The 24,507-nt window shown below is 70.8% G+C and carries 27 protein-coding genes; 22 read left to right on the forward strand and 5 right to left on the reverse strand.

The genetic code is table 11. The features are described from left to right. Positions 1 to 40: 40 nt before the first annotated feature. Entirely contained in the window at positions 41 to 844 is an 804-nt protein-coding gene (locus ABT137_RS10040; RefSeq protein ID WP_351705337.1) for an AAC(3) family N-acetyltransferase, read from the reverse strand. Between the two features lie 184 nt (positions 845 to 1,028). On the opposite strand from ABT137_RS10040, the gene ABT137_RS10045 reads away from it, so the two are divergent. From ABT137_RS10045 to ABT137_RS10080, 8 genes are read left to right on the forward strand one after another with little or no spacing between them, the layout of a single operon-like run. Next, entirely contained in the window at positions 1,029 to 1,763 is a 735-nt protein-coding gene (locus tag ABT137_RS10045; protein ID WP_351705340.1) for a helix-turn-helix transcriptional regulator, read from the forward strand. After that, the gene (sufB, locus tag ABT137_RS10050) at positions 1,760 to 3,181 is read left to right on the forward strand and encodes a Fe-S cluster assembly protein SufB (protein ID WP_351705342.1); all 1,422 of its coding nucleotides are present in this window, start codon (positions 1,760 to 1,762) and stop codon (positions 3,179 to 3,181) included. Before ABT137_RS10045 ends, sufB begins: the two co-directional genes overlap by 4 nt. Positions 3,182 to 3,236: 55 nt before the next feature. Continuing rightward, positions 3,237 to 4,421: a Fe-S cluster assembly protein SufD gene (sufD, locus tag ABT137_RS10055; RefSeq protein ID WP_351705345.1), complete on the forward strand. Its 1,185-nt coding sequence runs from the start codon at positions 3,237 to 3,239 to the stop codon at positions 4,419 to 4,421. After that, positions 4,418 to 4,744, forward strand: a complete 327-nt coding sequence (locus ABT137_RS10060; protein ID WP_093504535.1) for a non-heme iron oxygenase ferredoxin subunit — start codon at positions 4,418 to 4,420, stop codon at positions 4,742 to 4,744. The genes sufD and ABT137_RS10060 overlap by 4 nt, the downstream gene beginning before the upstream one ends. Before the next feature lie 7 nt (positions 4,745 to 4,751). Then, the gene (gene sufC / locus ABT137_RS10065; RefSeq protein ID WP_089100904.1) at positions 4,752 to 5,516 is read left to right on the forward strand and encodes a Fe-S cluster assembly ATPase SufC; all 765 of its coding nucleotides are present in this window, start codon (positions 4,752 to 4,754) and stop codon (positions 5,514 to 5,516) included. Then, positions 5,513 to 6,769, forward strand: coding sequence for a cysteine desulfurase (locus ABT137_RS10070; protein WP_351705349.1), 1,257 nt, complete (start codon positions 5,513 to 5,515; stop codon positions 6,767 to 6,769). The genes sufC and ABT137_RS10070 overlap by 4 nt, the downstream gene beginning before the upstream one ends. Before the next feature lie 18 nt (positions 6,770 to 6,787). Continuing rightward, positions 6,788 to 7,255, forward strand: coding sequence for a Fe-S cluster assembly sulfur transfer protein SufU (sufU, locus tag ABT137_RS10075; RefSeq protein WP_351705352.1), 468 nt, complete (start codon positions 6,788 to 6,790; stop codon positions 7,253 to 7,255). Continuing rightward, positions 7,252 to 7,584, forward strand: a complete 333-nt coding sequence (locus ABT137_RS10080; protein WP_046733484.1) for a metal-sulfur cluster assembly factor — start codon at positions 7,252 to 7,254, stop codon at positions 7,582 to 7,584. The genes sufU and ABT137_RS10080 overlap by 4 nt, the downstream gene beginning before the upstream one ends. A 65-nt stretch (positions 7,585 to 7,649) precedes the next feature. Here ABT137_RS10080 and ABT137_RS10085 read toward each other — a convergent pair whose 3' ends face one another. Beyond that, on the reverse strand, positions 7,650 to 8,513 hold the full coding sequence (locus tag ABT137_RS10085) for an AbfB domain-containing protein (RefSeq protein WP_351705355.1): 864 nt from the start codon (positions 8,511 to 8,513) through the stop codon (positions 7,650 to 7,652). 271 nt (positions 8,514 to 8,784) lie between these two features. Between ABT137_RS10085 and ABT137_RS10090 the strand changes: the two genes are divergently transcribed. The 5 genes from ABT137_RS10090 to dapD all read left to right on the forward strand — a co-directional run bounded on the left by ABT137_RS10090 (position 8,785) and on the right by dapD (position 12,472). Further along, positions 8,785 to 9,105 carry a DMT family transporter gene (locus ABT137_RS10090; RefSeq protein ID WP_351705358.1) on the forward strand — a complete coding sequence of 107 codons (321 nt, stop codon included), beginning with the start codon at positions 8,785 to 8,787 and terminating at the stop codon, positions 9,103 to 9,105. Next, positions 9,105 to 9,641, forward strand: coding sequence for a TetR/AcrR family transcriptional regulator (locus ABT137_RS10095; RefSeq protein WP_351705361.1), 537 nt, complete (start codon positions 9,105 to 9,107; stop codon positions 9,639 to 9,641). Before ABT137_RS10090 ends, ABT137_RS10095 begins: the two co-directional genes overlap by 1 nt. Before the next feature lie 118 nt (positions 9,642 to 9,759). Beyond that, the gene (locus ABT137_RS10100) at positions 9,760 to 10,365 is read left to right on the forward strand and encodes an RNA polymerase sigma factor (RefSeq protein WP_351705364.1); all 606 of its coding nucleotides are present in this window, start codon (positions 9,760 to 9,762) and stop codon (positions 10,363 to 10,365) included. A gap of 2 nt (positions 10,366 to 10,367) precedes the next feature. Beyond that, positions 10,368 to 11,351, forward strand: coding sequence for a CU044_5270 family protein (locus tag ABT137_RS10105; protein WP_351705367.1), 984 nt, complete (start codon positions 10,368 to 10,370; stop codon positions 11,349 to 11,351). A 131-nt stretch (positions 11,352 to 11,482) separates the two neighbouring features. Beyond that, entirely contained in the window at positions 11,483 to 12,472 is a 990-nt protein-coding gene (dapD, locus tag ABT137_RS10110) for a 2,3,4,5-tetrahydropyridine-2,6-dicarboxylate N-succinyltransferase (protein ID WP_351705370.1), read from the forward strand. 49 nt (positions 12,473 to 12,521) lie between these two features. Here dapD and ABT137_RS10115 read toward each other — a convergent pair whose 3' ends face one another. Next, positions 12,522 to 13,031: a hypothetical protein gene (locus ABT137_RS10115; protein ID WP_351705373.1), complete on the reverse strand. Its 510-nt coding sequence runs from the start codon at positions 13,029 to 13,031 to the stop codon at positions 12,522 to 12,524. 140 nt (positions 13,032 to 13,171) lie between these two features. Here ABT137_RS10115 and ABT137_RS10120 point away from each other — a divergent pair, with 140 nt between their 5' ends. After that, positions 13,172 to 13,732, forward strand: a complete 561-nt coding sequence (locus tag ABT137_RS10120; RefSeq protein WP_351705376.1) for a SigE family RNA polymerase sigma factor — start codon at positions 13,172 to 13,174, stop codon at positions 13,730 to 13,732. Next, on the forward strand, positions 13,729 to 14,949 hold the full coding sequence (locus ABT137_RS10125; protein WP_351705379.1) for a WD40 repeat domain-containing protein: 1,221 nt from the start codon (positions 13,729 to 13,731) through the stop codon (positions 14,947 to 14,949). The genes ABT137_RS10120 and ABT137_RS10125 overlap by 4 nt, the downstream gene beginning before the upstream one ends. On the opposite strand, the gene dapA is transcribed toward ABT137_RS10125, so the two are convergent. Then, positions 14,950 to 15,861: a 4-hydroxy-tetrahydrodipicolinate synthase gene (gene dapA / locus ABT137_RS10130; RefSeq protein ID WP_351705382.1), complete on the reverse strand. Its 912-nt coding sequence runs from the start codon at positions 15,859 to 15,861 to the stop codon at positions 14,950 to 14,952. Positions 15,862 to 16,052: 191 nt separating this feature from the next. On the opposite strand from dapA, the gene ABT137_RS10135 reads away from it, so the two are divergent. From ABT137_RS10135 to ABT137_RS10155, 5 genes are all read left to right on the forward strand, one after another. Beyond that, positions 16,053 to 16,232, forward strand: a complete 180-nt coding sequence (locus ABT137_RS10135) for a hypothetical protein (RefSeq protein ID WP_351705385.1) — start codon at positions 16,053 to 16,055, stop codon at positions 16,230 to 16,232. Then, on the forward strand, positions 16,229 to 16,915 hold the full coding sequence (locus ABT137_RS10140; RefSeq protein ID WP_351705388.1) for a hypothetical protein: 687 nt from the start codon (positions 16,229 to 16,231) through the stop codon (positions 16,913 to 16,915). Before ABT137_RS10135 ends, ABT137_RS10140 begins: the two co-directional genes overlap by 4 nt. A gap of 73 nt (positions 16,916 to 16,988) precedes the next feature. Further along, positions 16,989 to 17,438, forward strand: coding sequence for a DUF3618 domain-containing protein (locus ABT137_RS10145; RefSeq protein ID WP_351705391.1), 450 nt, complete (start codon positions 16,989 to 16,991; stop codon positions 17,436 to 17,438). 82 nt (positions 17,439 to 17,520) lie between these two features. Further along, complete coding sequence (locus ABT137_RS10150; RefSeq protein WP_351705394.1) at positions 17,521 to 18,129, forward strand: ArsR/SmtB family transcription factor; 609 nt, start codon at positions 17,521 to 17,523, stop codon at positions 18,127 to 18,129. Between the two features lie 17 nt (positions 18,130 to 18,146). Beyond that, a complete protein-coding gene (locus ABT137_RS10155) occupies positions 18,147 to 18,884 on the forward strand; it encodes an SRPBCC family protein (protein ID WP_351705397.1) in 738 nt (245 codons plus the stop codon). Positions 18,885 to 18,899: 15 nt separating this feature from the next. Here the strand turns inward: ABT137_RS10155 and ABT137_RS10160 are convergent, their stop codons facing one another. Further along, positions 18,900 to 20,726 carry a DUF8508 domain-containing protein gene (locus tag ABT137_RS10160; protein ID WP_351705400.1) on the reverse strand — a complete coding sequence of 609 codons (1,827 nt, stop codon included), beginning with the start codon at positions 20,724 to 20,726 and terminating at the stop codon, positions 18,900 to 18,902. A 342-nt stretch (positions 20,727 to 21,068) separates the two neighbouring features. On the opposite strand from ABT137_RS10160, the gene ABT137_RS10165 reads away from it, so the two are divergent. Both ABT137_RS10165 and ABT137_RS10170 read left to right on the forward strand, forming a co-directional pair. After that, positions 21,069 to 22,499 (forward strand): hypothetical protein, encoded by a 1,431-nt coding sequence (locus ABT137_RS10165; RefSeq protein ID WP_351705403.1) that lies wholly within the window; start codon positions 21,069 to 21,071, stop codon positions 22,497 to 22,499. Between the two features lie 405 nt (positions 22,500 to 22,904). After that, a complete protein-coding gene (locus ABT137_RS10170) occupies positions 22,905 to 24,353 on the forward strand; it encodes an alkaline phosphatase PhoX (RefSeq protein ID WP_351705406.1) in 1,449 nt (482 codons plus the stop codon). The last annotated feature ends 154 nt before the right edge of the window (positions 24,354 to 24,507 follow it).

Consider the following 24,507-nt stretch of genomic DNA (forward strand, 5'->3'; position numbering starts at 1 on the left):
AGAGTCTAAGGACGCCTGCCGTCACCCGGACGGCCGGGTGCTAGATCTCCTCCTCACGGGGGCGATGTACGGCCAGCCATCGCTCGGCGTAGGCCACCGCGTCCGCCACGGGGAAGAGCCGGGCCTCGGCCGCGCCGACCGGGCCGCGGAGGACCACCGGGCGGTCGCGTTCGAAGTCGTACCCCAGTTCGTCGAAGCGGTCGGAGGTGATCGACAGCTCGGTGACCTCCTCCCAGCCGCCCCCGGGGGCGGGGCGGCCGACCCGGACGCGCGGGGAGGGGATCCGGTACTCGGCGAGGTGGAAGCTGGTGCAGGTGGCGTAGCCGGTGCCGAGCATGAGCACGCGCGCGTGCAGTTTCTCCAGCCGGGCCAGCGGGCTGCGCTCGCCGAGCCGGCAGTCGGGGGCGTGGCCGTCGAGGATCTCCGCCGCGCGGGGGCCGACGGCCGCGAAGGAGGTCTGCGGGTGGGCGCTGCGCAGCGCACCCGGCCAGGTCCGCACGGTCTCCGGGATCACGCCGACCCCGCGGGTGGGGGTGGTCCGGGGGTCGTACGGCGGCATGGTGGCCCGGATCGTCTCCCACCACTCCTCGGGCACCGGCGGATTCCGCCACACCGCGGGGTCCGAGAGGTCGCCGGTCTGGGTGGGGACCACCAGGGTGCCGTCCGGGCCGAGGGCGTCGAGGAGGGCTTGGACGACCGCCACGGCTCCGCCGTTCACCCAGCCGAGGGAACTGAGCGAGGTGTGTGCGAGGAGGGTCTCGCCGGTCTTGACACCCAGCAGGTGAAGCTGCTGTGCGAGGGCGTCCCGCGTGACAAGAGGGCCGGTCGGAGGGGGTGTGGGCATGGTTCCGGAGTGTTCCCGAGGGGGCCGTGGAACGCCACCGAATTGGCTGAGGGATGATCGATCAAAGATCGTTTCCGCAGGTCAGGGCCAGTGCTTGGTTAGGCATGCCTAAGTGATGCAGGGCACCGTCCCGTCGCCCGGACGCCGCTTGCCTGGCTCTGAGGAATTACGCAACAATGGCGTTGTGAAAAACGTCGGCGAGGCTCGGGAGACCCCCACGGGGACCCCGCAGGAGGAGCTAGCGACCGGTGAGCGCTCGACGCGCAACCGGGTCGCGCGGTCCATCCTGGACCACGGGCCGTCGACCGTCACCGAGCTGGCCGGACGCCTGGGCCTGACCCCCGCGGCCGTACGCCGGCATCTGGACGCGCTGGTCGCCGACGACGTCGTGGCGGCACGCGAGCAGCGGGTGTACGGCGCGCGGACGCGCGGGCGGCCCGCCAAGGTCTTCGCGCTCACCGACTGCGGCCGGGACGCCTTCGACCAGTCGTACGACAAGCTCGCCGCCGACGCGCTGGGCTGGATCGCCGAGCAGGGAGGCGGCCAGGAGGCGGTCGCCGCCTTCGCGCGGGCCCGGATCACGGCCCAGGCGCGCGCCTACCGCAAGGCGATCGAGAGCGTGAGCCCCGACGAACGCACGGAAGCGCTGGCCAAGGCCCTGAGCCTGGACGGGTACGCTGCAACGGCGCGCACCGCACCGGTCGGCGAACAGCTGTGCCAGCACCACTGCCCGGTCGCCCATGTCGCGGAGCAGTTCCCCCAGCTGTGCGAGGCGGAGACGGAGATCTTCGCCGAGCTGCTCGGAACGCACGTCCAGCGACTGGCGACCATCGCGCACGGCGACGGCGTCTGCACGACGTTCATCCCCAAGATTTCCACTGACGCATCTGCTAGCACGGCCGGGAGGAACCCCGCATGACTCTCCCCACGGAGACTGCCCACCCTGAGCTCGAAGGCCTGGGCACGTACGAATACGGCTGGGCCGACTCCGACACTGCCGGCGCCTCCGCCAAGCGCGGCATCAACGAGGACGTCGTCCGGGACATCTCCGCGAAGAAGTCCGAGCCCGAGTGGATGACCAAGCTCCGCCTCAAGGGCCTGCGCCTCTTCGAGAAGAAGCCCATGCCGAACTGGGGCTCCGACCTCTCCGGCATCGACTTCGACAACATCAAGTACTTCGTGCGCTCCACGGAGAAGCAGGCGGAGTCCTGGGAGGACCTGCCCGAGGACATCAAGAACACCTACGACAAGCTGGGCATCCCGGAGGCGGAGAAGCAGCGCCTGGTCGCCGGTGTCGCCGCCCAGTACGAGTCGGAGGTCGTCTACCACCAGATCCGCGAGGACCTGGAGGAGCAGGGCGTCATCTTCCTGGACACCGACACCGCGCTGAAGGAGCACCCGGACCTCTTCAAGGAGTACTTCGGCACCGTCATCCCGGTCGGTGACAACAAGTTCGCGTCGCTGAACAGCGCGGTGTGGTCCGGCGGTTCCTTCATCTACGTGCCGAAGGGCGTGCAGGTCGAGATCCCGCTCCAGGCCTACTTCCGTATCAACACGGAGAACATGGGCCAGTTCGAGCGGACCCTGATCATCGTCGACGAGGGTGCCTACGTGCACTACGTCGAGGGTTGTACGGCCCCGATCTACAAGTCGGACTCGCTGCACTCCGCGGTCGTCGAGATCATCGTCAAGAAGAACGCCCGCTGCCGCTACACGACCATCCAGAACTGGTCGAACAACGTCTACAACCTGGTCACCAAGCGCGCCGTCGCCTACGAGGGCGCCACCATGGAGTGGATCGACGGCAACATCGGCTCCAAGGTGACGATGAAGTACCCGGCCGTCTACCTGATGGGCGAGCACGCCAAGGGCGAGACCCTCTCCATCGCCTTCGCGGGCGAGGGCCAGCACCAGGACGCCGGCTCCAAGATGGTCCACATGGCGCCGAACACGTCGTCCAACATCGTCTCCAAGTCGGTGGCCCGCGGCGGCGGCCGGACGTCCTACCGCGGTCTCGTCGAGATCGGTGAGGGCGCCCACGGCTCCAAGTCGAACGTGCTGTGCGACGCGCTGCTCGTCGACACGATCTCCCGCTCCGACACGTACCCCTACGTGGACGTCCGCGAGGACGACGTGTCCATGGGCCACGAGGCGACCGTCTCCAAGGTCAGCGACGACCAGCTCTTCTACCTGATGAGCCGCGGCATGACCGAGTTCGAGGCGATGGCGATGATCGTGCGCGGCTTCGTCGAGCCGATCGCGAAGGAGCTGCCCATGGAGTACGCCCTCGAACTCAACCGGCTGATCGAGCTCCAGATGGAAGGCGCGGTCGGCTAAGCGACCGCCGTCACCGTCACACACACGATTTCCGAAAGCGAGCACTACGACAGCCATGGCTGAGGCTCAGAACACCCCGGTGGGCTCCACCACCGCCGGCGCCATCGCGGTGGCCGCCGAGTCGACCGTCGCCACGCGCATGAGCGCGCCCCCGTCCTTCGACGTCGCGGACTTCCCGGTCCCGCACGGCCGCGAGGAGGAGTGGCGGTTCACCCCGCTGGAGCGCCTGCGCGGGCTGCACGACGGCACGGCGGTTGCCACCGGCGACAGCCTGAAGGTCGCGGTGGAGGCCCCCGAGGGCGTCACCGTCGAGCTGGTCGGCCGCGACGACCCCCGGCTCGGCCGGGCCGGCGCCCCGGTGGACCGGGTCGCCGCCCAGGCGTACTCCGCCTTCGAGCAGGCCGGCGTGGTCACCGTCCCCAAGGAGACGGTGCTCACCGAGCCGATCCGGATCAGCGTGCACGGCCAGGGCGGGGTCGCCTTCGGCCACCAGGTCATCGAGCTGGGCGCCTTCGCCGAGGCCGTCGTCGTCATCGACCACACCGGTGACGTGGTCACCGCCGCCAACGTCGAGTACGTCCTGGGCGACGGCGCCAAGCTCACCGTCGTCTCCGTCCAGGACTGGGACGACAAGGCCGTCCACGTGGCCCAGCACAACGCCCTGGTCGGCCGCGACGCCAGCTTCAAGTCCGTGGTCGTCACCTTCGGCGGCGACGTCGTACGACTGCACCCGCGCGTCGCCTACGCCGGCACCGGCGGCGAGGCCGAGCTGTACGGCCTGTACTTCACGGACGCCGGGCAGCACCAGGAGCACCGCCTGCTGGTCGACCACAACACCCCGCACTGCAAGTCCAACGTCGCCTACAAGGGCGCGCTCCAGGGCGAGGACGCGCACGCGGTGTGGATCGGCGACGTCCTCATCGAGGCCAAGGCCGAGGGCACCGACACCTACGAGATGAACCGCAACCTGGTCCTCACGGACGGCGCGCGCGTCGACTCGGTGCCGAACCTGGAGATCGAGACCGGCGAGATCGTCGGCGCCGGGCACGCCTCCGCCACCGGCCGCTTCGACGACGAGCAGCTCTTCTACCTGATGGCCCGCGGCATCCCGCAGCACGAGGCCCGCCGCCTCGTCGTCCGCGGCTTCTTCGCCGAGCTGGTCCAGCAGATCGGTGTCGCCGACATCGAGGAGCGGCTGCTCGCCAAGATCGAGGAGGAGCTGGAGGCCTCGGTCGCATGACGTCCACTGCGTTCGTACGCGCCTGCGGGCTGAGCGAGCTGGAGGAGGACACCCCGAAGCGGGTGGAACTCGACGGCACGCCGGTCTCGGTCGTGAAGACCGAGGGAGAGGTGTTCGCGATCTACGACATCTGCTCCCACGCCAACGTCTCGCTCTCCGAGGGCGAGGTGGAGGACTGCCAGATCGAGTGCTGGCTGCACGGCTCCAGCTTCGACCTGCGCACCGGCAAGCCGTCCGGCCTCCCGGCCACGCGCCCCGTCCCCGTTTACCCCGTAAAGATCGAAGGGGACGACGTGCTCGTCTCCCTCACCCAGGAGTCCTGAGGCACCCATGGCAACGCTTGAAATCCGAGACCTGCACGTCACCGTCGAGGCCGACAACGCCACGAAGGAGATCCTCAAGGGCGTCGACCTCACCGTGAAGCAGGGCGAGACGCACGCCATCATGGGCCCCAACGGCTCCGGCAAGTCCACCCTCGCCTACTCGCTGGCGGGTCACCCGAAGTACACGATCACCGGCGGCACCGTCACCCTCGACGGCGAGGACGTCCTGGAGATGTCCGTCGACGAGCGCGCCCGCGCGGGCCTGTTCCTGGCGATGCAGTACCCGGTCGAGGTCCCCGGCGTCTCGGTCTCCAACTTCCTGCGCACCTCCGCCACCGCCATCCGCGGCGAGGCCCCCAAGCTGCGCACCTGGGTGAAGGAGGTCAAGGAGACCATGGAGCGCCTCTCCATGGACCCCTCCTTCGCCGAGCGCAACGTCAACGAGGGCTTCTCCGGCGGCGAGAAGAAGCGCCACGAGATCCTCCAGCTCGAACTGCTCAAGCCGAAGATCGCGATCCTCGACGAGACCGACTCCGGCCTCGACGTCGACGCCCTTCGCATCGTCTCCGAGGGCGTCAACCGCGTCCGCGAGACCGGAGAGGTCGGCACCCTGCTGATCACGCACTACACGCGCATCCTGCGCTACATCAAGCCCGACTTCGTCCACGTCTTCTCCGCCGGCCGGATCGTCGAGTCCGGCGGCGCCGAGCTCGCCGACAAGCTGGAGGACGAGGGCTACGAGGCATACACGAAGGGTGGCGTATCCGCGTGACACAGTTGCCGGGCCTCCTCGACACCGAGGCGATCCGCAAGGACTTCCCCGTCCTGGACCGTCTGGTCCACGACGGCAAGAAGCTCGTGTACCTGGACAACGCGGCGACCAGCCAGAAGCCGCGCCAGGTACTGGACGCCCTCAGCGAGTACTACGAGCGTCACAACGCCAACGTCCACCGCGGTGTGCATGTGCTCGCCGAGGAGGCCACGGCGATGTACGAGGGCGCGCGCGACAAGGTCGCCGAGTTCATCAACGCGCCCAGCCGCGACGAGGTGATCTTCACCAAGAACGCCTCCGAGTCGCTGAACCTCGTGGCGAACATGCTCGGCTGGGCCGACGAGCCCTACCGCGTGGACCACGAGACCGAGATCGTCATCACGGAGATGGAGCACCACTCCAACATCGTGCCGTGGCAGCTGCTCGCGCAGCGCACCGGCGCGAAGCTGAAGTGGTTCGGCCTCACCGACGACGGCCGCCTCGACCTGTCCAACATCGACGAGATCATCACCGAGAAGACGAAGATCGTCTCCTTCGTGCTGGTCTCCAACATCCTGGGCACGGTCAACCCGGTCGAGGCGATAGTGCGCCGCGCCCAGGAGGTCGGCGCCCTCGTCTGCATCGACGCCTCCCAGGCCGCGCCCCACATGCCGCTGGACGTGCAGGCCCTCCAGGCCGACTTCGTGGCCTTCACCGGCCACAAGATGTGCGGCCCGACCGGCATCGGCGTCCTCTGGGGCCGCCAGGAGCTGCTCGAGGACCTGCCGCCGTTCCTCGGCGGCGGCGAGATGATCGAGACCGTGTCGATGCACTCGTCGACGTACGCCCCGGCGCCCCACAAGTTCGAGGCGGGCACCCCGCCGATCGCCCAGGCGGTCGGCCTCGGCGCGGCCATCGACTACCTCAACGCCATCGGCATGGACAAGATCCTCGCCCATGAGCACGCGCTGACGGAGTACGCGGTCCAGCGCCTCCAGCAGGTCCCGGACCTGAAGATCATCGGCCCCACCACGGCCGAGGACCGGGGCGCCGCGATCTCCTTCACCCTCGGGGACATCCACCCGCACGACGTGGGCCAGGTCCTCGACGAGCAGGGCATCGCGGTCCGGGTCGGCCACCACTGCGCCCGCCCCGTCTGCCTGCGCTACGGAATTCCTGCGACCACGCGAGCGTCGTTCTATCTGTACTCCACTCCGGCCGAGATCGACGCTCTGGTCGAGGGCCTGGAGCACGTACGGAACTTCTTCGGCTGAAGGGCGTGAGCTGAGACCGTGAAGCTGGACTCGATGTACCAGGAAGTCATCCTGGACCACTACAAGCACCCGCACGGGCGTGGTCTCAGGGATGGCGACGCCGAGGTGCACCATGTGAACCCGACGTGCGGCGACGAGATCACCCTCCGAGTGAAGTACGACGGCACGACGATCGAGGACGTCTCGTACGAGGGCCAGGGCTGCTCCATCAGCCAGGCCTCGGCCTCCGTACTGAACGACCTGCTGGTCGGCAAGGACCTGGCGGACGCGCGGAAGATCCAGGAGACCTTCCTGGAGCTGATGCAGTCCAAGGGCCGGCTGGAGCCCGACGACGCGATGGAGGTCGTCCTGGAGGACGCCGTCGCGTTCGCCGGGGTCTCCAAGTACCCGGCCCGGGTCAAGTGCGCCCTCCTGAGCTGGATGGCGTGGAAGGACGCGACGGCCCAGGCGCTGGGTGGCGCCGAAGCCGAAAGGAAGACGGCATGAGCGAGACCGCTGAGATGAAGCCGGCCTCGGAGGAGGAACTCCGCGAGGCGCTGTACGACGTCGTCGACCCCGAGCTGGGCATCGACGTCGTCAACCTCGGGCTGATCTACGGCATCCACATCGACGACGCGAACATCGCGACGATCGACATGACCCTGACCTCGGCGGCCTGCCCGCTGACCGATGTCATCGAGGACCAGGCCAAGTCCGCCACGGACGGCATCGTCAACGAGCTGCGCATCAACTGGGTCTGGATGCCCCCGTGGGGCCCCGACAAGATCACGGACGACGGCCGTGAGCAGCTGCGGGCGCTCGGGTTCAACGTCTGACACCGCGTACGGGAAAGCGGCGGCACCTGGAGGGTGCCGCCGCTTTCCCGTATGTGCGGGTGCGCTCAGGCCAGCGGGTCCACCAACCGGAACGCGGAGTCCGCGCGGTACAGGTCGCTGTTCTGGTAGGAGACCAGCTTCAGCTGGAAGTTCTGGTGGCGCAGGTAGCGGCCGGGGTAGTTCACCGACTCCAGCATGACCGCGCCCGAGTAGGACGAGGTCCGGGCGCAGAAGGTGGCGTCCTGCCGGAACAGGGACGAGCCGTCGTTGCCGTCGGCACGCAGCAGGAAGTTGCGGTGCCGCAGGTACTTTCCGTCGGACGTCCGGAACGAGTAGCAGGAGCTGTTCGCCAGGCCCTTGACCACGGTGAACGTCGAGTCCGCACGGGACTCCGAGCCGCGCGGCGCGTCCAGCTTCACGAAGCCGTCGCTCACATGCCAGTAGCGGTCCGGGTAGTTGACCGAGCGGACCGACTCCTGGGAAGTGCTGGGCTGTTGTGTCGAGCCGCCCGAACTTCCTTTGGAGGGCGTGGACTTGGATGGCTTCGCACTGGACGGCGAGCTTTTCGGACCGGCACCCGGCGCGGTGGCCGTCGCCCTGGCGGACGTGGACGTGGACGCGGTCGGCGAGGTCGCCGACATCCCCGACGTGCCCTTGGGCGGGGCGGTCGTGTCCGACGCCGACGGCGAGGCGAAGGAGAGCAGACCGGGGCCGTTGTCGGTGTTCGCGGACACCGTGGGAGAAGCCGGTGACGCCTTGTCAGGGGCGCTGCGGCTGACGGCTATTGCGGTGACACAGGCGACGACGGTGGCGACGGCCAGCGTGCCCGCCAGCCAGAGTCTTCGGGTTCCGGGGGCCCGGGAGGTGTCGGGAACCCAGCCGCTCTCCCAGGAGGGATGCGGCGGGGGTTGGGGGGTGGTTTCTGGCATGCGCATTTCCTCCAGCGGCGCCAAGGCAGCGGCAGCCGGGGGTGTGAAGGGGAGGTGGGTGAACTGTGAAGCAATGATGGATCACAGAGGTGCACACACTAGTGGAGTCACGGGGCCGCGGGGAGCCGTTTCAGCTAGCGGTTTCTATGAGAATTAAACATCTTGGCGTGGCGTGCGGGAGCGTAAACGCCGCTCCCCGATGTCCTGCAGGGGCCGACTCGCCGCCCGCCTTTATGTACAGTCGTACACATCGTTGCGTACACTCGTACACATGGGATATCTGACGCTCGCCGGCGCCATAGCCGCCGAGGTCGCCGCCACGACGGCGATGAAGTACGCGGACGGCTTCAGCAGACTCTGGCCGTCGCTGCTGACCGCACTGGGATACGTCGTCTCGTTCCTGCTGCTGGCCGAGACCCTGAAGACCGTGTCGATCGGCACGGCGTACGCGATCTGGTCCGGCGCCGGCACCGCCGCCATCGCCGTGCTGGGCCTGCTGCTGTTCGGAGAGACGCTGACCCTGGTCAAGGTGGCCGGGATCCTGCTGATCGTCGGCGGAGTGGTGGTCCTGAACCTGGGAGGCGCGCACTGATGCCCCGCCGTTACGACCCCGAGCGCCGGCAGCGGATCATCGAGGCGGCGATCCGGGTCGTCGGCGAGAAGGGACTCGCTGGGCTGAGCCACCGCACCGTCGCCGCCGAGGCCGATGTCCCGCTCGGCTCCACCACGTACCACTTCAAGACCCTCGACGAGCTGATGGTCGCCGCGCTGCGCCAGGCGAACGAGGGCTTCGCCAAGGCGGTCGCCGCACACGGCGGCCTGGACGACTCCGCCACGGACCTCGCCGCCGCCCTCGCCCGGATCCTCGGCGACTGGCTGGGCGGTGACCGCACCGCCGTGGAGCTGGAGTACGAGCTCTACCTCGCCGCCCTGCGCCGCCCGGCCCTGCGCCCCGTCGCCGCCGAGTGGGCCGACGACCTCGCCGAACGGCTCGCCCACCGCACCGACCCGGTCACGGCGCGGGCGCTGGTCGCGCTGATGGACGGGATCTGCCTCCAGGTGCTGCTGACGGGGACGCCGTACGACGAGGGGTACGCGCGGGAGGTCCTGGGGCGCGTGATTCCCTGAGCGGAACGCGTCCGCCACCGCCCTCCCCGCCGACCCGGCCGGATCACCGTGAACCCTCCGGCGGACATCGGGGAACAGGGGGTGACACGCACGCACCGACGAACCAGGGGGAGCCCTCGTGAGCGGACCGCCGCCGGCCACGGCACAGGCGGGGGACGACGCGGAGATCGTCGCCCAGTCACTGGAACAACCAGAGCTCTTCGCCCGGCTCTACGACCGCTACGCGCCCGACATCCACCGGTACGCGACGCGCAGACTCGGCGACACCGTCGCCGACGACATCACCGCGGACACCTTCCTCGTCGCCTTCCGGATCCGCTCCCGCTACGACCTCACACGCCCCAACGCGCGCCCGTGGCTGTACGGCATCGCGGGCAACCTGATCGGCAAGCAGCGCCGGGCCGAGGTACGGGCGCTCAAGGCGCTGGCCCGCACCGGGCACGACCCGGTCGCCGCGTCCTGGAGCGAGTCCTGGGTCGAGGACACCGACAGCCGGATCGACGCCCAGGGCCCGCTCGCCGGCGCCCTCGCCGCACTGACGGCAGCCGACCGGCACGTCCTGCTGCTCGTCGCCTGGGCCGACCTCACCTACCAGGAGGTCGCCGAGGCGCTGGACATTCCCGTCGGCACGGTCCGCTCCCGGCTCAACCGGGCGCGGCGCAAGGTGCGTACGGCGCTGGGCGCCGATCCGGCATTCGTGGGCGACACCGCGGAGGTGGTCTAGCGATGGACGAGATGACCGAGCTGCGCGCGCTGCGCGCCGACGCCCCGGTGCCGGACCGGGCACGACTGGCGGCGGGGCGCGCCCGGCTCACCGACGCGGTACGGGCCGGGGAGCGGCGCCGGGCCCTGTGGCGGCGGGATCTGTGGCGACGGGATCTGGTGATCGTCGCGGTCGTGGCCGCCGTGACCGCCGTCGCCGTCACCGCCGCCCTGCTGGTGGGCGGCACCGGCACGGGACACAGGGTGCAGCCCGCGACGCCGGACCTCGACCTGAAGGGGATGAGCGCGGCCGACTTCCTGGAACGGGCGGCCGATGCGCTGGAGAAGCAGCCGACGGGCACCGAGCCCACCGGGAAGCAGTGGATCTACACCAGCATGGCCATGAAGCCGGGCCACGGGGAACAGCCGTCCGACTACTGGCGCCGGTACGACGGCGAACTGCAGGCCTATCACCCGGCGGACGGCGATCCCGAACTCACCGTCATCCCGGCACATCTGAGGAGCGAAGGGCCGGACGACTACGACTCGCCGCGTGATGTGTACCGGTTCCTGGCCGCACTGCCGGCCGACGGCGGGGGAACACTGCGGGCGCTCCGCAAGAGGAACGCAGTCCGGGACAACGGGCCCCAGGCGTGGGACGACTACGCCGAGATCAGTCAGCTCCTCAAGGTCGACCTCGTGCCGCCCGCGGGGCTGGCCTCGCTGTACCGCGCCCTCGCGCTCCTGCCCGGCGGGACCGTCACCGACCACCTGGTCGACACGGTCACCGGCCGGAAGGCCGTCGCCCTGACCTACGACATCACCCCGGTCGGCGCGGGCGAGGTCAGCACCAAGGTCGGCGGCAAGACCGGGGGAGCCGCACAGATGCTGATCGACCCGCGGACCTACCACGTCGTGGGCTACCGCACGGTCGTGAACGGCAAGGTCACCATGGCCAGCGAGCGGCTCAGGACGGCGGTGGTCGACAAGGCCGGCGAGCGCCCCTGACCCACCCCCGGACCCGGTCGGCCCGCGCCACGGGGGAGTGCGGGCCGACCGGCGCATCTTCGGGGCCCGCCCCCTGAGACGCCCCGCACGCTGGTTCGCCTCGCAGGCCCCCGGCCGGTTAGGTTGCCCTCATGACCGACACGACTGCTCCTCGTCCCACCGGTGCCGCCGCCGCCGGCCTCGCCACGATCGCCGCCGACGGCACCGTTCTCGACACCTGGTTCCCCGCCCCCGAACTCCTCGCCGAGCCCGGCCCGTCCGGCACCGAGCGGCTGTCCGCGGAGAAGGCCGTGGAACTGCTCGGCGAGAGCGCCGGGAAGGCGATCGGCCGGGACGCCCGCCGCGGTGTCGAGGTCGTCGCGGTCCGCACGGTCATCTCCTCCCTCGACGACAAGCCCCTCGACACCCACGACGCCTACCTGCGCCTGCACCTGCTCTCGCACCGCCTGGTGAAGCCGCACGGCCAGAGCCTGGACGGCATCTTCGGCCTGCTCGCCAACGTCGCCTGGACCTCCCTCGGCCCGGTCGCCGTCGACGACATCGAGAAGGTCCGGCTGAACGCCCGCGCCGAGGGCCTGCACCTCCAGGTGACCTCGATCGACAAGTTCCCGCGGATGACGGACTACGTCGCCCCGAAGGGCGTGCGCATCGCCGACGCCGACCGGGTCCGCCTCGGCGCGCACCTCTCCGAGGGCACCACCGTCATGCACGAGGGCTTCGTCAACTTCAACGCCGGCACGCTCGGCACCTCGATGGTCGAGGGCCGGATCTCGGCCGGCGTCGTGGTCGGCGACGGCTCGGACATCGGCGGCGGCGCCTCCACCATGGGCACGCTGTCCGGTGGCGGCAACGTCATCATCGCCATCGGCGAGCGCTGCCTGATCGGTGCCGAGGCGGGCGTCGGCATCGCCCTCGGCGACGAGTGCGTGGTCGAGGCCGGCCTGTACGTCACCGCGGGCACCCGCGTCACCATGCCCGACGGCCAGATCGTCAAGGCCCGCGAGCTGAACGGCGCCTCCAACATCCTCTTCCGCCGCAACTCGGTCTCCGGCGCCGTCGAGGCCCGCCCGAACAACGCGGTCTGGGGCGGACTGAACGAGATCCTGCACAGCCACAACTGACGCACGCCGCCGCCGGGCTGGGCGCTCTCCCGCGTGACGGGGAGGGCGCTCAGTCGTCGTACGGCAGGGAAGCCCGGAACTCCGTCAGCGCGGCGAAGTCGCCCTCGCGCAGGCCGATCCGGGGACTGACGTGGTGCAGCAGGGCCGGGCCGGGATGGTGGGCCCGGACGTACAGCGTGTCCGCCGGGGTCTGCTCGTCGTCCAGCCAGGCGAACGGCCGCCCCTCGGCGTACGCCACGATCGCCTCGGTCTTCCAGTGGACCCCGTCCGGCCGCTCCGTCAGCAGGCTCCGGCCGAAGTCGACGTACGGCAGCTCGGGCAGGCCGACGACCGGGCCGATCCAGCGGTTGGCCTCGGCCATCCAGGTGGTCGCCCAGCACAGCTCGTAGCCGAGGGCGAGCAGCGCCGGGCCGTGGGACGGGTTCAGCCAGACCCGCAGCGGGCGCCCCGGGCGGACGGTCGCCCGGATCGTCGTGTATCCCGCGGGGCGTCGCTCGGGCTGGGCGGCGTACGGGTTCAGGGGGCCGTCGACGTCCAGGAACAGCAGGGGGCGGCTCACGGGGCCAACGTACGGCAGCGGGTGCGCCGGACACCGGTGAATATTCTCGCGCCGGACAGGCATAGTGGCGCCGCTCCGCACGCGTCACCAGGGGTACAGGGTCCGGACACGAGGCGGGCCCGGGGGAAGAGAAGGTGACGATGGATGCGGAACTGCAGGAGAGCTTCCGGGAGTTCGTGGACAGCCGGTCGTCGGCGCTGCTGAGGACCGCCGTGCTGCTGACCGGCGGCGACCGGCACACGGCCGAGGACCTGCTGCAGAACGCCCTGATCAAGGCGGCCGGCCGCTGGCAGCGCATCGACGAGCCCGAGGCCTATGTACGGCAGGTCCTCTACCGGCAGCAGATCAGCCGCTGGCGGCTGAAGTGGCGCCGCCGCGAACTCACCGTCGCCGAACCACCGGAGAGCCCGCCGGCCCCCGACACCGCCGCCACCGCCGAGCTGCGCCTCGTCCTGCGCTCGGCCCTGTCCCGGCTCACCGCCCGCCAGCGCACCGTCCTGGTCCTCCGCTACTTCGAGGACCTGCCGGAGGCCGACGTGGCCCGGCTGCTCGGCTGCTCCGTCGGCACTGTGCGGTCCACCACCCACCGCTCCCTGGCCCGGCTGCGCACCCTCGCGCCCGAACTGGCCGCCCTCGCCCCGGACACCGGCCGCGACCAGCCGCCGTCCCGTGACTACTCGCCCGTGGAGGTGCGGCCGTGAACGTCGAGGAACTCATCCGAGACGCGCTGCGCGAACAGGCGGCCGAACAGCCGCCGCTGCGGGCCGGGTTCGCCGACCAGGTGCTGGCGGTCCGCCGGCGCCGCCGGGCCCGCCGGCTCGCCTCCGTCGCCGTGGCCACCGCGGCCGTCGTCGCCGTCGCGGTGGGCGTGCCGTTGCTCGACGGCGGCAAGCAGGACGTACGTCCTGCCGGAGTCCTCGACCCCGGCGAGACCCGCGCCCACCCCGACCAGTCGCCGCCCCGCGAGCTGATCCGGGCGGGCGACGCCACCATGGCCGCCTACTACACCACCGACAGCGTCAAGCAGACGGCCCGCCGATACCACACCACTCGCACCTACTGGCTGCTGAACCAGCGCACCGGCCGCTACGAGAAGGACACCCGCTGGTCGTACGTGGCCGTCGCCCCCGGTCTGAAGACGGCCGCTGTCCTGGAGAGGACGATCCCCGCCCGGCGGATCGGCCTGCTCGACCTCACCACCGGCAAGGTGGCCCGTTGGATCCCGGTCGAGCACGGCGTCGGCGGAGCCGAGTTCTCCCACGACGGCCGCAAACTGGTCGCGACGACCTACTCCGCCGACCCCGACGTGGTGACCAGGGCGCCGGGCGACACGACCGGCACCTCCTTCTCCATGCCCGCCACCATGCCGCGCACCGGCTTCTACGTCCTCGACGTGGCCTCCGGGAAAGGTCCCTGGCGCGAGATCGGCGGCTCGCACAGCGGCATGGAGATGGCCGACATCAACGTCCGCCAGGACTTCGGCCTCAGCCGTTCCGGCCAGTACGTCTGGTCCGGTCTGACCAGCGAACCCGGGATGCAGTTCTACGACCTCCAGGGCCACGAGGTCTCCGTGCCGATCGACGAGCGGTACCTGAACTGGTTCGTCCAAGCGGGGCTGTCGCCCGACGGCAAGCGGGCCGCCGGTGACTTCGCGGGCAGGACGATGAAGACGTCGTCCTGGATCACCGACCTCGGCACAGGCAAGAAGACCGAGGTGCGCGGGCAGCAGCTTCTGGCCTGGGCCGACAACGAGTCCCTCATCGCCTGGGACATCGACAAGGACGGCGGCAACGAGTTCCACAACCGTCTGGTCCTGGTCACCATCGGCAGTGACAAGGTCGTTCCGCTCAGCGGCTTCCGCAAGGGCAACGACGGCGCCGCCGGCCGCTGGACACCGGTCTTCGCCGAGCGGCGCTGATCAGGCCGCCCCGAGCTCCTCGTACACCGCCCGCAGCCCGTCGGCCGCCTCCCGGCCGGCGGGCCGCAGCGGTGCCCGTACCGGGCCCGCCGGCAGGCCGATCATGGCGAGCAGCGCCTTCGCCGTGACCGTGCCCGGCAGGCCCGCGGCCATCATCGCCTCGATCAACGGCGTGGCCTGCAGTTGGAGTTCGGTGGCCCGGGTGGTGTCGCCCGCGTCGAACGCGTCCAGGATCGCGGCGACCCGGGAGGGGACGACATTGGCCACCGTGCTCACACAGCCGGCCGCGCCCACCGCGTACAGGGCGAGGATGTGCTCGTCGCAGCCCGCGTAGTACGCCAGGTCCGTGCGCGCCAGCACCTTCTGGGTGCCGAGGAAGTCGTACGAGCAGTCCTTCACGGCCACGATCCGGGGGTGTGCGGCGAGCCGGACCAGCGTCTCCGGCTCGATCCGGGTGCCGGTGCGGCCCGGGATGTCGTACAGCATCACCGGCAGCCCGCTCGCGTCGGCCACCTCGAGGAAGTGCGCCTCGAGAGCGTCCTGCGGGGGCCTGCTGTAGTACGGCGACACCACCAGGACGCCGTCCGCGCCCGCCTTCTCGGCCGCGAGCGTGAGCTCGACGGTGTGCAGGGTGTCCGCGGTGCCCACGCCCGCCACCAGCGAGACCCGTTCTCCCACCGCCGCCCGGACGGCCGCGATCAGCTCGGCCTTCTCCGTGTCCGTCGTGGTCGGCGACTCGCCGGTGGTGCCGCTCAGCACCAGACCGTCGCAGCCCTCCGCCACCAGATGCGCGGCCAGCCGCCGGGCGCCGTCGAGGTCGAGCGCGCCCGCTTCGGTGAAGGGGGTGACCATCGCGCAGAGGGTGCGGCCGAAGGGGCGGGGCGAACGGGCGGTGCCGTGTGGGTTCGTCATGGGGGTAGTCTCGGCAGCGCGAAAGCTTAGCTCTACTTAATTTTTCTACGATACATGTTTTAGCAATGCTAAGTTGTCGGTCGTTCCGTTGTCCGTTCGGTGTCCTTATCGGCGTCCCGAGGCCCTGTGTCCAACTCGGCCCCTCATGGGCCACTATGGGCCGGACGGTCACCGACGGCAGGTCATGGGTCATGGGAGGCATCATGAAGCTGGGCAAGGCACTGGCCACCGGGGTCGCTGAGGAGCGGCCGCTCGTCCACGACGAAGTACCCGGACTCCCCGAACTCTCTGAAGAGATCCACGAGATCCGCGAACCCCGGGTCGCGACCGAGTCCGTATCCGCGTCCGAAGAGGCCTCGGTCGCCCGATGAGGTTGTGGCTCCCGGCGGAACGGCCGACGGAGCCGCCGACCGGCTACAAGATCGCTCACCCGATGCTGTCCCAGGACGGTGCGCGGGCCGGGTTCACCGGTGTGTCGCTGGGCGGCGCGCTGCCGTACGGAGTGCTGGACGACGCGTCCTGCGTCTACGGCCGACGGCATCGCCCGCCCGCGCGGCTGTGCGACTGCGGCTTCCACTGCGTGCACGAACGCGAGGTCGCCGAGGCCCTGCTGTGCACCGCCGAGCACCGGGCGGCCGTGCTGCTCGAAGTCTCCGTCCTCGGCGCCTACATCCGTTTCGAGCGTGGTTTCCGCTACGCCCGGCAGCGGGTGCGGACCGCGACCGTCGGGCCGTGCGCCTGCGGTGCGCCGGCCGTCGCGCTCGCCGACGCGGGCTGGGGCAGGCCCGGTTGGCGTGCCCTGGCGGCCGCCTGCGCGGGCTGTGTACGCGCGCGTGCGTCCGTCCCGCTCGCCGGGTTCGCCCGGCTGGCGGGGCAGGGGCTGCGGGTGATCGCCGGGGGTGCGGGGGCCGGCGACGGCCGTCCGGAGGCGGGGGAGGGCTTCGGGGTGCCCGAACTGGTCGCGGAAGCGGCTCTGTTGCAGGCCCGCCTCGACTGGTTCCAGAGCCAGCTGGCCCGGCTCGGCGAACGGGGCGGACGGGGCGAGCAGGGCTGAGTGCGGTCGGCCCGGGTACTCGGAAGGTCCGCGAGCAGAGCGGACGCCGACGAGACCGGGAAGGGCGGCACGGATGACGAAGAGGACCGCACGTGGGACGGGGGCGGGAGCCCGACTGACCGACACCGTCGGCGCGCTGGCGGCGAGGGCCGGCCTCGGGGGCCGTACCCGGGCCCGCGCCGCCGGCCTCAGGGACAAGGCCGGCGCGCTGACCGTGCAGCTGCGCGAGGGTGCGACCAGGGCCGGCCACCAGGCCCAGGGCCGGGCGGTGCGGAGCGGCCACACGGCGCAGGAGCGGGTGGCGAAGGCGCGGCACACGGTCCAGGAGCGGGCGGGGCGGGCCGGGAGGCCGGCCTCGGGGAAGGCCGCCGAGGCGCGGCACACGGTCGGGGACGGTGGCGTGCGGCCCGCGCGCCGGGTCGTCCGGGCCGTCGCACGGAATCCGCGGCCGGTACTGGGTGCCGTCTCCGCCGTCGCCACCGCCGTGGCGGTGGGCGTGCTGCGCCGACGCCGTCGCCACTGAGATCCACCCGGACTCCGCCCCACCGGCCACCGAAAATTCCGTTCACGTGGACAAAAAAACTTTTCGGTGAGACGGTGGAGCCATGCTGGACGTCACCGTGATCGAGGACCCCGAGGCAGCGGCCGTGTCGCTGGACCCCATACGGGCCAGGCTGCTCGCCGAACTGGCCGACGCGCCCGCGTCGGCCGCGATGCTGGCCGGCAGGGTCGGGCTGCCCCGGCAGAAGGTGAACTACCACCTGAAGACGCTGGAGCGGCACGGCCTGGTCGAGCTCGCCGGCGAGCGGCGCAAGGGCAACGTCACCGAGCGGCTGATGCGCGCGACCGCCGCGTCGTACGTCATCTCGCCGGCCGCCCTGCCCGCCGTGCAGCCGGACCCGGACCGTTTCCGCGACCAGCTCTCCGCGCGCTGGCTGCTCGCGCTCGGCGCGCGCCTGGTGCGCGATGTCGGCATGCTGATCACCGGGGCCGCCGAGGCCCGCAAGCGGCTGGCGACCTACGCACTGGACGGCGAGGTCCGCTTCGCCTCCGCCGCCGACCGCGCGGCCTTCGTGCAGGAGCTGACGGCGGGCGTGAGTGCGCTCATCCGCAAGTACGACGCACCCGACGCGGAGGGCGGCCGGGACCACCGGATCGTGGTCGCCGTCCATCCCACGGTCAAGGACCGGCCCACCCCCGAGCTGGAACAGTAGGCGGCAGGAGCCCCATCATGTCCAAGGAATTCGAGATCGCCCGTGAGTTCGAGGTCGACGCCACGCCCGGGGAGGTGTGGGAGGCGATCACCAACGGGACCGGCGGCTATCTGTGGCCGATGCAGCCGCCCGAGCCCCGGGTGGGCGGTACGGCGGCCTTCGGGTCCACCGTCACCGTCTACGACCCGCCGCACCACCTGGTCACCCGCAGCGAGGACGTCGGCTTCCCGACGCAGAGCGCCAACCAGCTGGAGCACGTCATCGAGGAGCGCGACGGCGGCCGCCGCGCCTGGGTGCGCTACGTGCACAGCGGGATCTTCACCGACGACTGGGACAACCAGTACGACGGCGCGAGCCGGCACACTGATTTCTACCTGCACACCCTGCGCGAGTACCTCACCCACTTCGCGCCCCGCCCGGTGAGCTTCGCCCAGCTGAACGGGGAGCAGGCGTCCCAGGCGCCGGACGCCTTCATCGCCGTGGGCCGTGCCCTCGGCCTGCCGGACGACCTGGCGGCGGGCGCGAAGGCGAGCGTCCGGGGGCCCGGCGGGCGGGCCATCGACGTGGTGGTCGACTACCGCAACCCCTACTTCGTCGGGCTGCGCACCGAGGACGCCCTCGTCCGGCTCTTCGGGCGCAATCACTGGGGCGCCCCGGTCGGCATCAGCATCCACGACTTCGCGCCGGACGCCGACGCGGAGGCGAACGAGGCCGCCTGGCAGGACTGGCTGAACGGGGTGTTCAGCCAGTCCTGAGCCCCGGCCGACCGCTTACGGGCGGAAGCGCAGCACCTGCGGGTCGTGGTCGCTGATCTGGTCGTGGAACTCCGAGTTGATGTGCACGCTGTCGTACTCGAAGTCGCCCTTGCCGCGGATCTGCTTGCTGATCAGGATCTGGTCCAGGACCTGCTCGTTGCCCTGGTAGTCGTAGGTGTAGCGCTCCTTGGTCGGCAGCGACTGGATGGCCGACCAGAGCGCGCCGTGGCTCTCCAGGAGCTTGGTGGTGCCGGAGAAGTCGAAGTCGTTCATGTCGCCGAGCGCGATGACCTCGGCGTCCTTCTGGACGTCGAGGATGTTCCTGACGAACGCGTTGACCAGCGTCGCCTGCGCGTGGCGCTGGGTCTCCGAGCTGCGCACCACCGGCTGGTACTGCGAGGTCAGCCCCTGGTCGCCGCCCTTGGAGTTCAGGTGGTTGGCGATCACGAAGACCGTCTTGCCCTGGAAGACGAACTCACCGGCGAGCGGCTTGCGGCTGGTCGTCCAGGCGGAGTCCGCCGGGTCGACACGGCCGGGGGAGGCCGTCAGCTGGGCCTTGCCGTGCACCTTGGTGACGGCCACCGCGGTGGTGGAGTCGCCGCCCGCGCGGTCGACGAAGGAGACCCGCTCGGGGTTGAACAGGAAGACCTGGCGGATGTTGCCGCCGGGCTCGCCGCCGTCCTGGTCGTTGACCGGGTTGATGGAACGCCACTGGTACTTCGGGCCGCCGGCCGCGACGATCGCGTCGATCAGCTTGTTCACCGTCACGTCGGCGGCGACCGTGCCGTCGTCCGTCGCGCCGTTGTTGTCCTGGATCTCCTCCAGGGACACGATGTCGGGCGACTGGAGGTTGTTCACGATCGCGGACGCGTGCGCGGCGAAGGTGCCGTCCGAGGGGTCGAGGTTCTCGACGTTGTAGGTCGCCACCGCGAGCTCGCCGTGCGACTGCTTCTTCGTCGTCTCGCGCTGCAGGCCACCGCTCTTCAGGGTGCCCAGCGCGCTCGCGACGAGGGTGTAGCCGCCGTACTGGTTGTAGTCCATCGGGCCGGTCGTGGCGCCGGTCAGCGTGTCGCCGACGTTCGCCGCCGGGAAGTCGGCGGTCGAGCCGAGGGACTGGATCTGGAGGCGGCCGGTGTTCTGGTCGCGGTAGGAGCGGTAGAGCGAGCCGCCGCGGCCGGTGCGGTTCTCGTGCGGCTTCACCGTGACCCACAGCTCGGCGTACGGGTCGGTGGCGGTGACCACGCGGGCGTCCTTGACCTGGACGTTCATGCCCTCCACGGACTCGTAGTAGTCCAGGGCGTACTTCTTCGGCTGCAGGGTCAGGCCGTTGACCGAACCGCTCGCGGCGGTGTCACCCGCGGGGGTGTACGCGCTCGGCACCGACTTCTTGTCGATCACGACCGGCGCCGGGACCGCGTTGCCGGTGGAGACGGTGGTGACCGTCGGCTTGGTGATCTCGGTCAGCGACTGGTTGCCGGTGGAGGCGCCGCCCGGGACGTACTCGGAGACCGTGCCGGTGACCGTGACGGAGTCGCCGACCGCGACCTTCGGGGTGGAGCTGGTGAAGACGAAGACGCCCTCGCTGGTGGCCGGGTTGGCGTCCGGCGTCGGATCCTGGAGCCAGAAACCTCTGGAGGAGCCGTAGGTGCGCGTGCCCGTGACGATGCCGGGAACGTCCGTCACCTTCTGGCCGGCGTAGGGCGAGGTGCGCGTGGTGCCCTGGACGTCGTGGATGCGCAGCCCGTCGGCCTGGGCGGGCGAGGTGAGGGCGACGGTGGAGGCCGCGCTGCAGACGGCGGCGACGGTGAGCGCGGCGAGACGCGCGGAAGACCTGCTCGGCAAGGGAATCCCTCCGGGGACATACGGAAGCGCCGGGACGAGGGCGGTTTATGGTGCGTTCATGACACGTTCATGTACGTCATGTGACGCGGATATGACACGCGTAGATACCGAGTGAACAGTTGTCCCCCCGTCTTCTACGCGCGTCAATCTCCTGCCTGGCCACGGCAGTTGTCAAGGTTTCGGCCATGCGCGGGGCCAGGCGGGGAGATGAACCGGGCGGCATGGGTGGAAATCCGTCTAGGCTGAGCGGCTGAGCCGTACGGCGTCCAGGTGCTCGTACGGCCGTCGATACGGTGTCCATGTCGCCGTACGACCGTTGAGGCGTCCGAGGAGAACCAGCCGATGTCTGACAGCGCCCCCCTGCCCCCGGTGCGATTGCGTTCCGAAGCGGAGCTGGCGCACGCCGCGCTGTCCACGCCCTTGCTCACCCGGGCCGCCCGGCTCGCCCGCTGGGCCGGCCCCGACACCCGCGTGGACGCAGGCGGCGAACTGGTCGAGGAGCAGCTCCCGGCCGCCGCCGAGGCGCTCGGACTCACCGGGGAGGACGCCGCCGCCTACGCCGGTGAGGCCTGGCGGGTCGCCGTGGACGCCGGACTCGTCGAGATCGCCGACGAGGAGGCCGGGACGGTGGCGGCGGGGGAAGAGCTGGCACTGCTCACCGGGGGCTCGCCGCACGACGTCCTCGCGGTGTGGCAGGCCGCGCTGGAGACCGTGATCGCCGACGCGAGCGTGCCCGACCTGGACGGAATTGTCGACGCGCTCGACGAGGGCGGCGAGGTCGATTTCTCGTCACTCGGCTGGGACCCCGAGGCGGAGGCGGACTTCCTCGACGGCGTCCTCGGCAACCTGTACCTGCTGACCGTGAGCGAGGGCGGTCCCGGCGAGGCGCCGGTGCCGCTGCCCGCGCTCGCCGCGTCGATGATCGTGCCCAGCGACATGGGGGAGCCGACCAACGACGTCCTCGAACAGGTCTCCGACGCGATGATGCGGCTCGACGACCAGTTCCGGCTGCTCGAACCGGTCGGGCTCGTCGAGTACCAGCCGGTCGACGAGGCGCTGATGGCCGACGCGGAGGAGGAGCCGGCGGCGGGGCCGGTCGACGAGGCCGACGTCTCCCGGTACGGCATGGTGCGGCTCACCCCGCTCGGCGCGTACGGGCTGCGGGCGCGGCTGCTGGAGGCCGGCTTCGAGGCGCCGGCGGTCGGAGAGCTCGCCGACAAGGGTGCGGACGCGCTGCTCGACGGTACGGCGGCGTTTCCGCAGGGGGCCGCGCAGGCCGAGACCGAGCAGTGGCTGGCCCGCCGGGAGTCCCTCGCCGCCGCCCGGGAGCTGCTGGCGGCCGCGCGCGGTGCGGACGCGGGCGCCCCGCTGCGGCGGCTGCGCTGCCAGCAGGCGCTGTCCCTGCTCGGAGCCGAGGCCGAGCCCGCCCTCCGCGAGGTCCTCGACGACCCCGAGCTGGGCGGCCTGGCGAGGGTCTGGCTGGCCGAACGCGGCGCCGACGACGTGCCGGCGCCGTCCCAGGACATGATCTTCTGGCTGACCATCGACACGGTGGCCGCGCAGCTGGCCGCCGAAGGGAACTCCGAGGAACTCCAGGCGCTGGTCGAGGGCCTGGCCCAGCAGCACAGCGGCTTCTTCGCCGAGGCGTGGCGGGTGGGGCACCCGGACACGGCCGACGTCCTCGAGGTGATGGGCCGCCTCCACCCGGACAAGAAGGTGGCCAAGGAGGCCCGCAAGGCGGCGTTCAAGGCACGGTCGCAGCACGGGGGGTAGGGGCCGGGGCCGAAGGGGTGGGGGCGCGCGGAGGTTGGGCAGTGCCGGATGCGTTGTGTACGGCTGAGTGCGGTCGCGGCGGAAAGAGATCGGGCGGCGGAGACCGAGCGGCGGCGTAGAGGCCGCGCCGTGGAGGAGCCGCCGAGTGGAGGGGAAAGGCCGGGTGTCGGGAAGGGCGGCGGTCGGCGGCGAATCCCGTACCGCTGCCGAGGGGAGACGTTGACCTCTGCGGTGTGTTTCTTGGGCGGGGCTTTGGGGCGGCATGGGGTGGCGCATACGGATTCATGGAACAGACGTCCGCGATGTCGCCCTGTGTTCAACCGGTGTTCAGGAGTGGGCGGGAGCGTGTGCGCCGAGTTGAGGTCCGCCACCCTCCACGGCACTCCGACCGTCACAGGAGACACCATGTCGCTCACCCGCAGGGACTTCACAAGGAAATCCGCGATCACCGGTGCCGGTGTCGCGCTGGCGGGCAGCGTCGGCGCCCTCGCCACCGCCCCGAACGCCCTCGCCGCCACCGAGACCGAGACGGCCGAGGCGGCGCACGGGCACGGGCACGGCGGCGTCGGCTACGGGCCGCTGCTCCCCGACCCGGACGGCATCCTCGCGCTTCCCGCCGGCTTCAAGTACCGCGTCATCACGTACAGCGGCAAGACCAAGCTGGAGTCGGGCGAGTTCACCCCCTCCAACCACGACGGCACCTCCACGTTCGACGGCCCGCGCGGCGCCACCCTCCTCGTCAACAACCACGAGCTGGCCGGCCCCCGCGCCAACTGGCCGTACCCGGTTCCGCTCACCGAGGGCCTCGTCTACGACCCGGCCGCGGCCGGCGGCTGCACCGTCGTCGAGGTCCGCCCCGGCGGGCACGTCGCCGAGTGGGTCGGCATCGCCGGCACCGCCACCAACTGCGCGGGCGGCAACACCCCGTGGGGCACCTGGCTCACCTGCGAGGAGACCGAGGACAAGACCGGCACCAACGGCTTCACCAAGGACCACGGCTACGTCTTCGAGGTCGACCCCGAGGACCGCCGGGCCAACAAGAACCCCAAGCCCGTCAAGGCGCTCGGCCGTTACGCCCACGAGGCCGTCGTCGTCGACCCCAAGCGCGGCCACCTGTACCTGACGGAGGACGCCTCCAACCCGAACGGCCTGCTCTACCGCTGGACCCCGCCCGAGCACTTCCACCACGGGCGCGGCAGGCTGCGCACCCTCGCCGACGACGCCGGCACCCTCCAGGCGTTCAAGTGCTTCGACTCCGGCGGCCAGTTCGTCGACGACCTCTCCCGTGCCACGAAGATCGGCACGGTCTACGGCGTCGACTGGATCGACGTCCCGGACCGCGACGCGAAGTCCACCTCCGTCCGCAAGCAGTTCAGCACCGGCCAGGTCACCCGCGCCCGCAAGCTGGAGGGCATGTGGTGGGGCGACGGCGGCGTGTACATCGTCTCCTCGTACGCCCGCGCGGAGAGCCCCGTCCAGCACGACGGCTCGGTCTGGTTCTACGACCCCAAGCGGCGCACCCTCACGCTCAAGGTCCGCATCGGCGTCAACCCGGACCCGTCCGTGGAAGGCAACTTCGACGGCCCGGACAACATCACCGTCTCCCCGTACGGCGGCCTGGTCATCGCCGAGGACGGCGAGGGCCTCCAGCACCTGTTCGGCGCCACCGACAGCGGCCGCACCTACCCCATCGCCCGCAACGAGCTGAACATCGGCACCGCGGAGGAGCCCGAGTACAGCGAGTTCACCGGCGTCACCTTCTCGCCCGACGGCCGGACCCTCTACGCCAACATCCAGACCCCGGGCATCATGCTCGCGATCACCGGGCCCTGGAAGCGCCAGCAGCGCGGATAGTTAATTCACTCGCCCGGCCCGCGGCCCGCCTCCTAAGGTTATGCACGTCCAGGTGCGAAGGCAGGACCTACTTCCACTCTTAATGGGGCGGCCGCGGGTTCGAGTCCCGCCACCGGTACAACGCGCCGGTGTAGCTCAGGGGTTAGAGCACCTA

The sequence above is a fragment of the Streptomyces sp. NPDC001980 genome, from assembly GCF_040296885.1.
GTDB lineage: Bacteria > Actinomycetota > Actinomycetes > Streptomycetales > Streptomycetaceae > Streptomyces.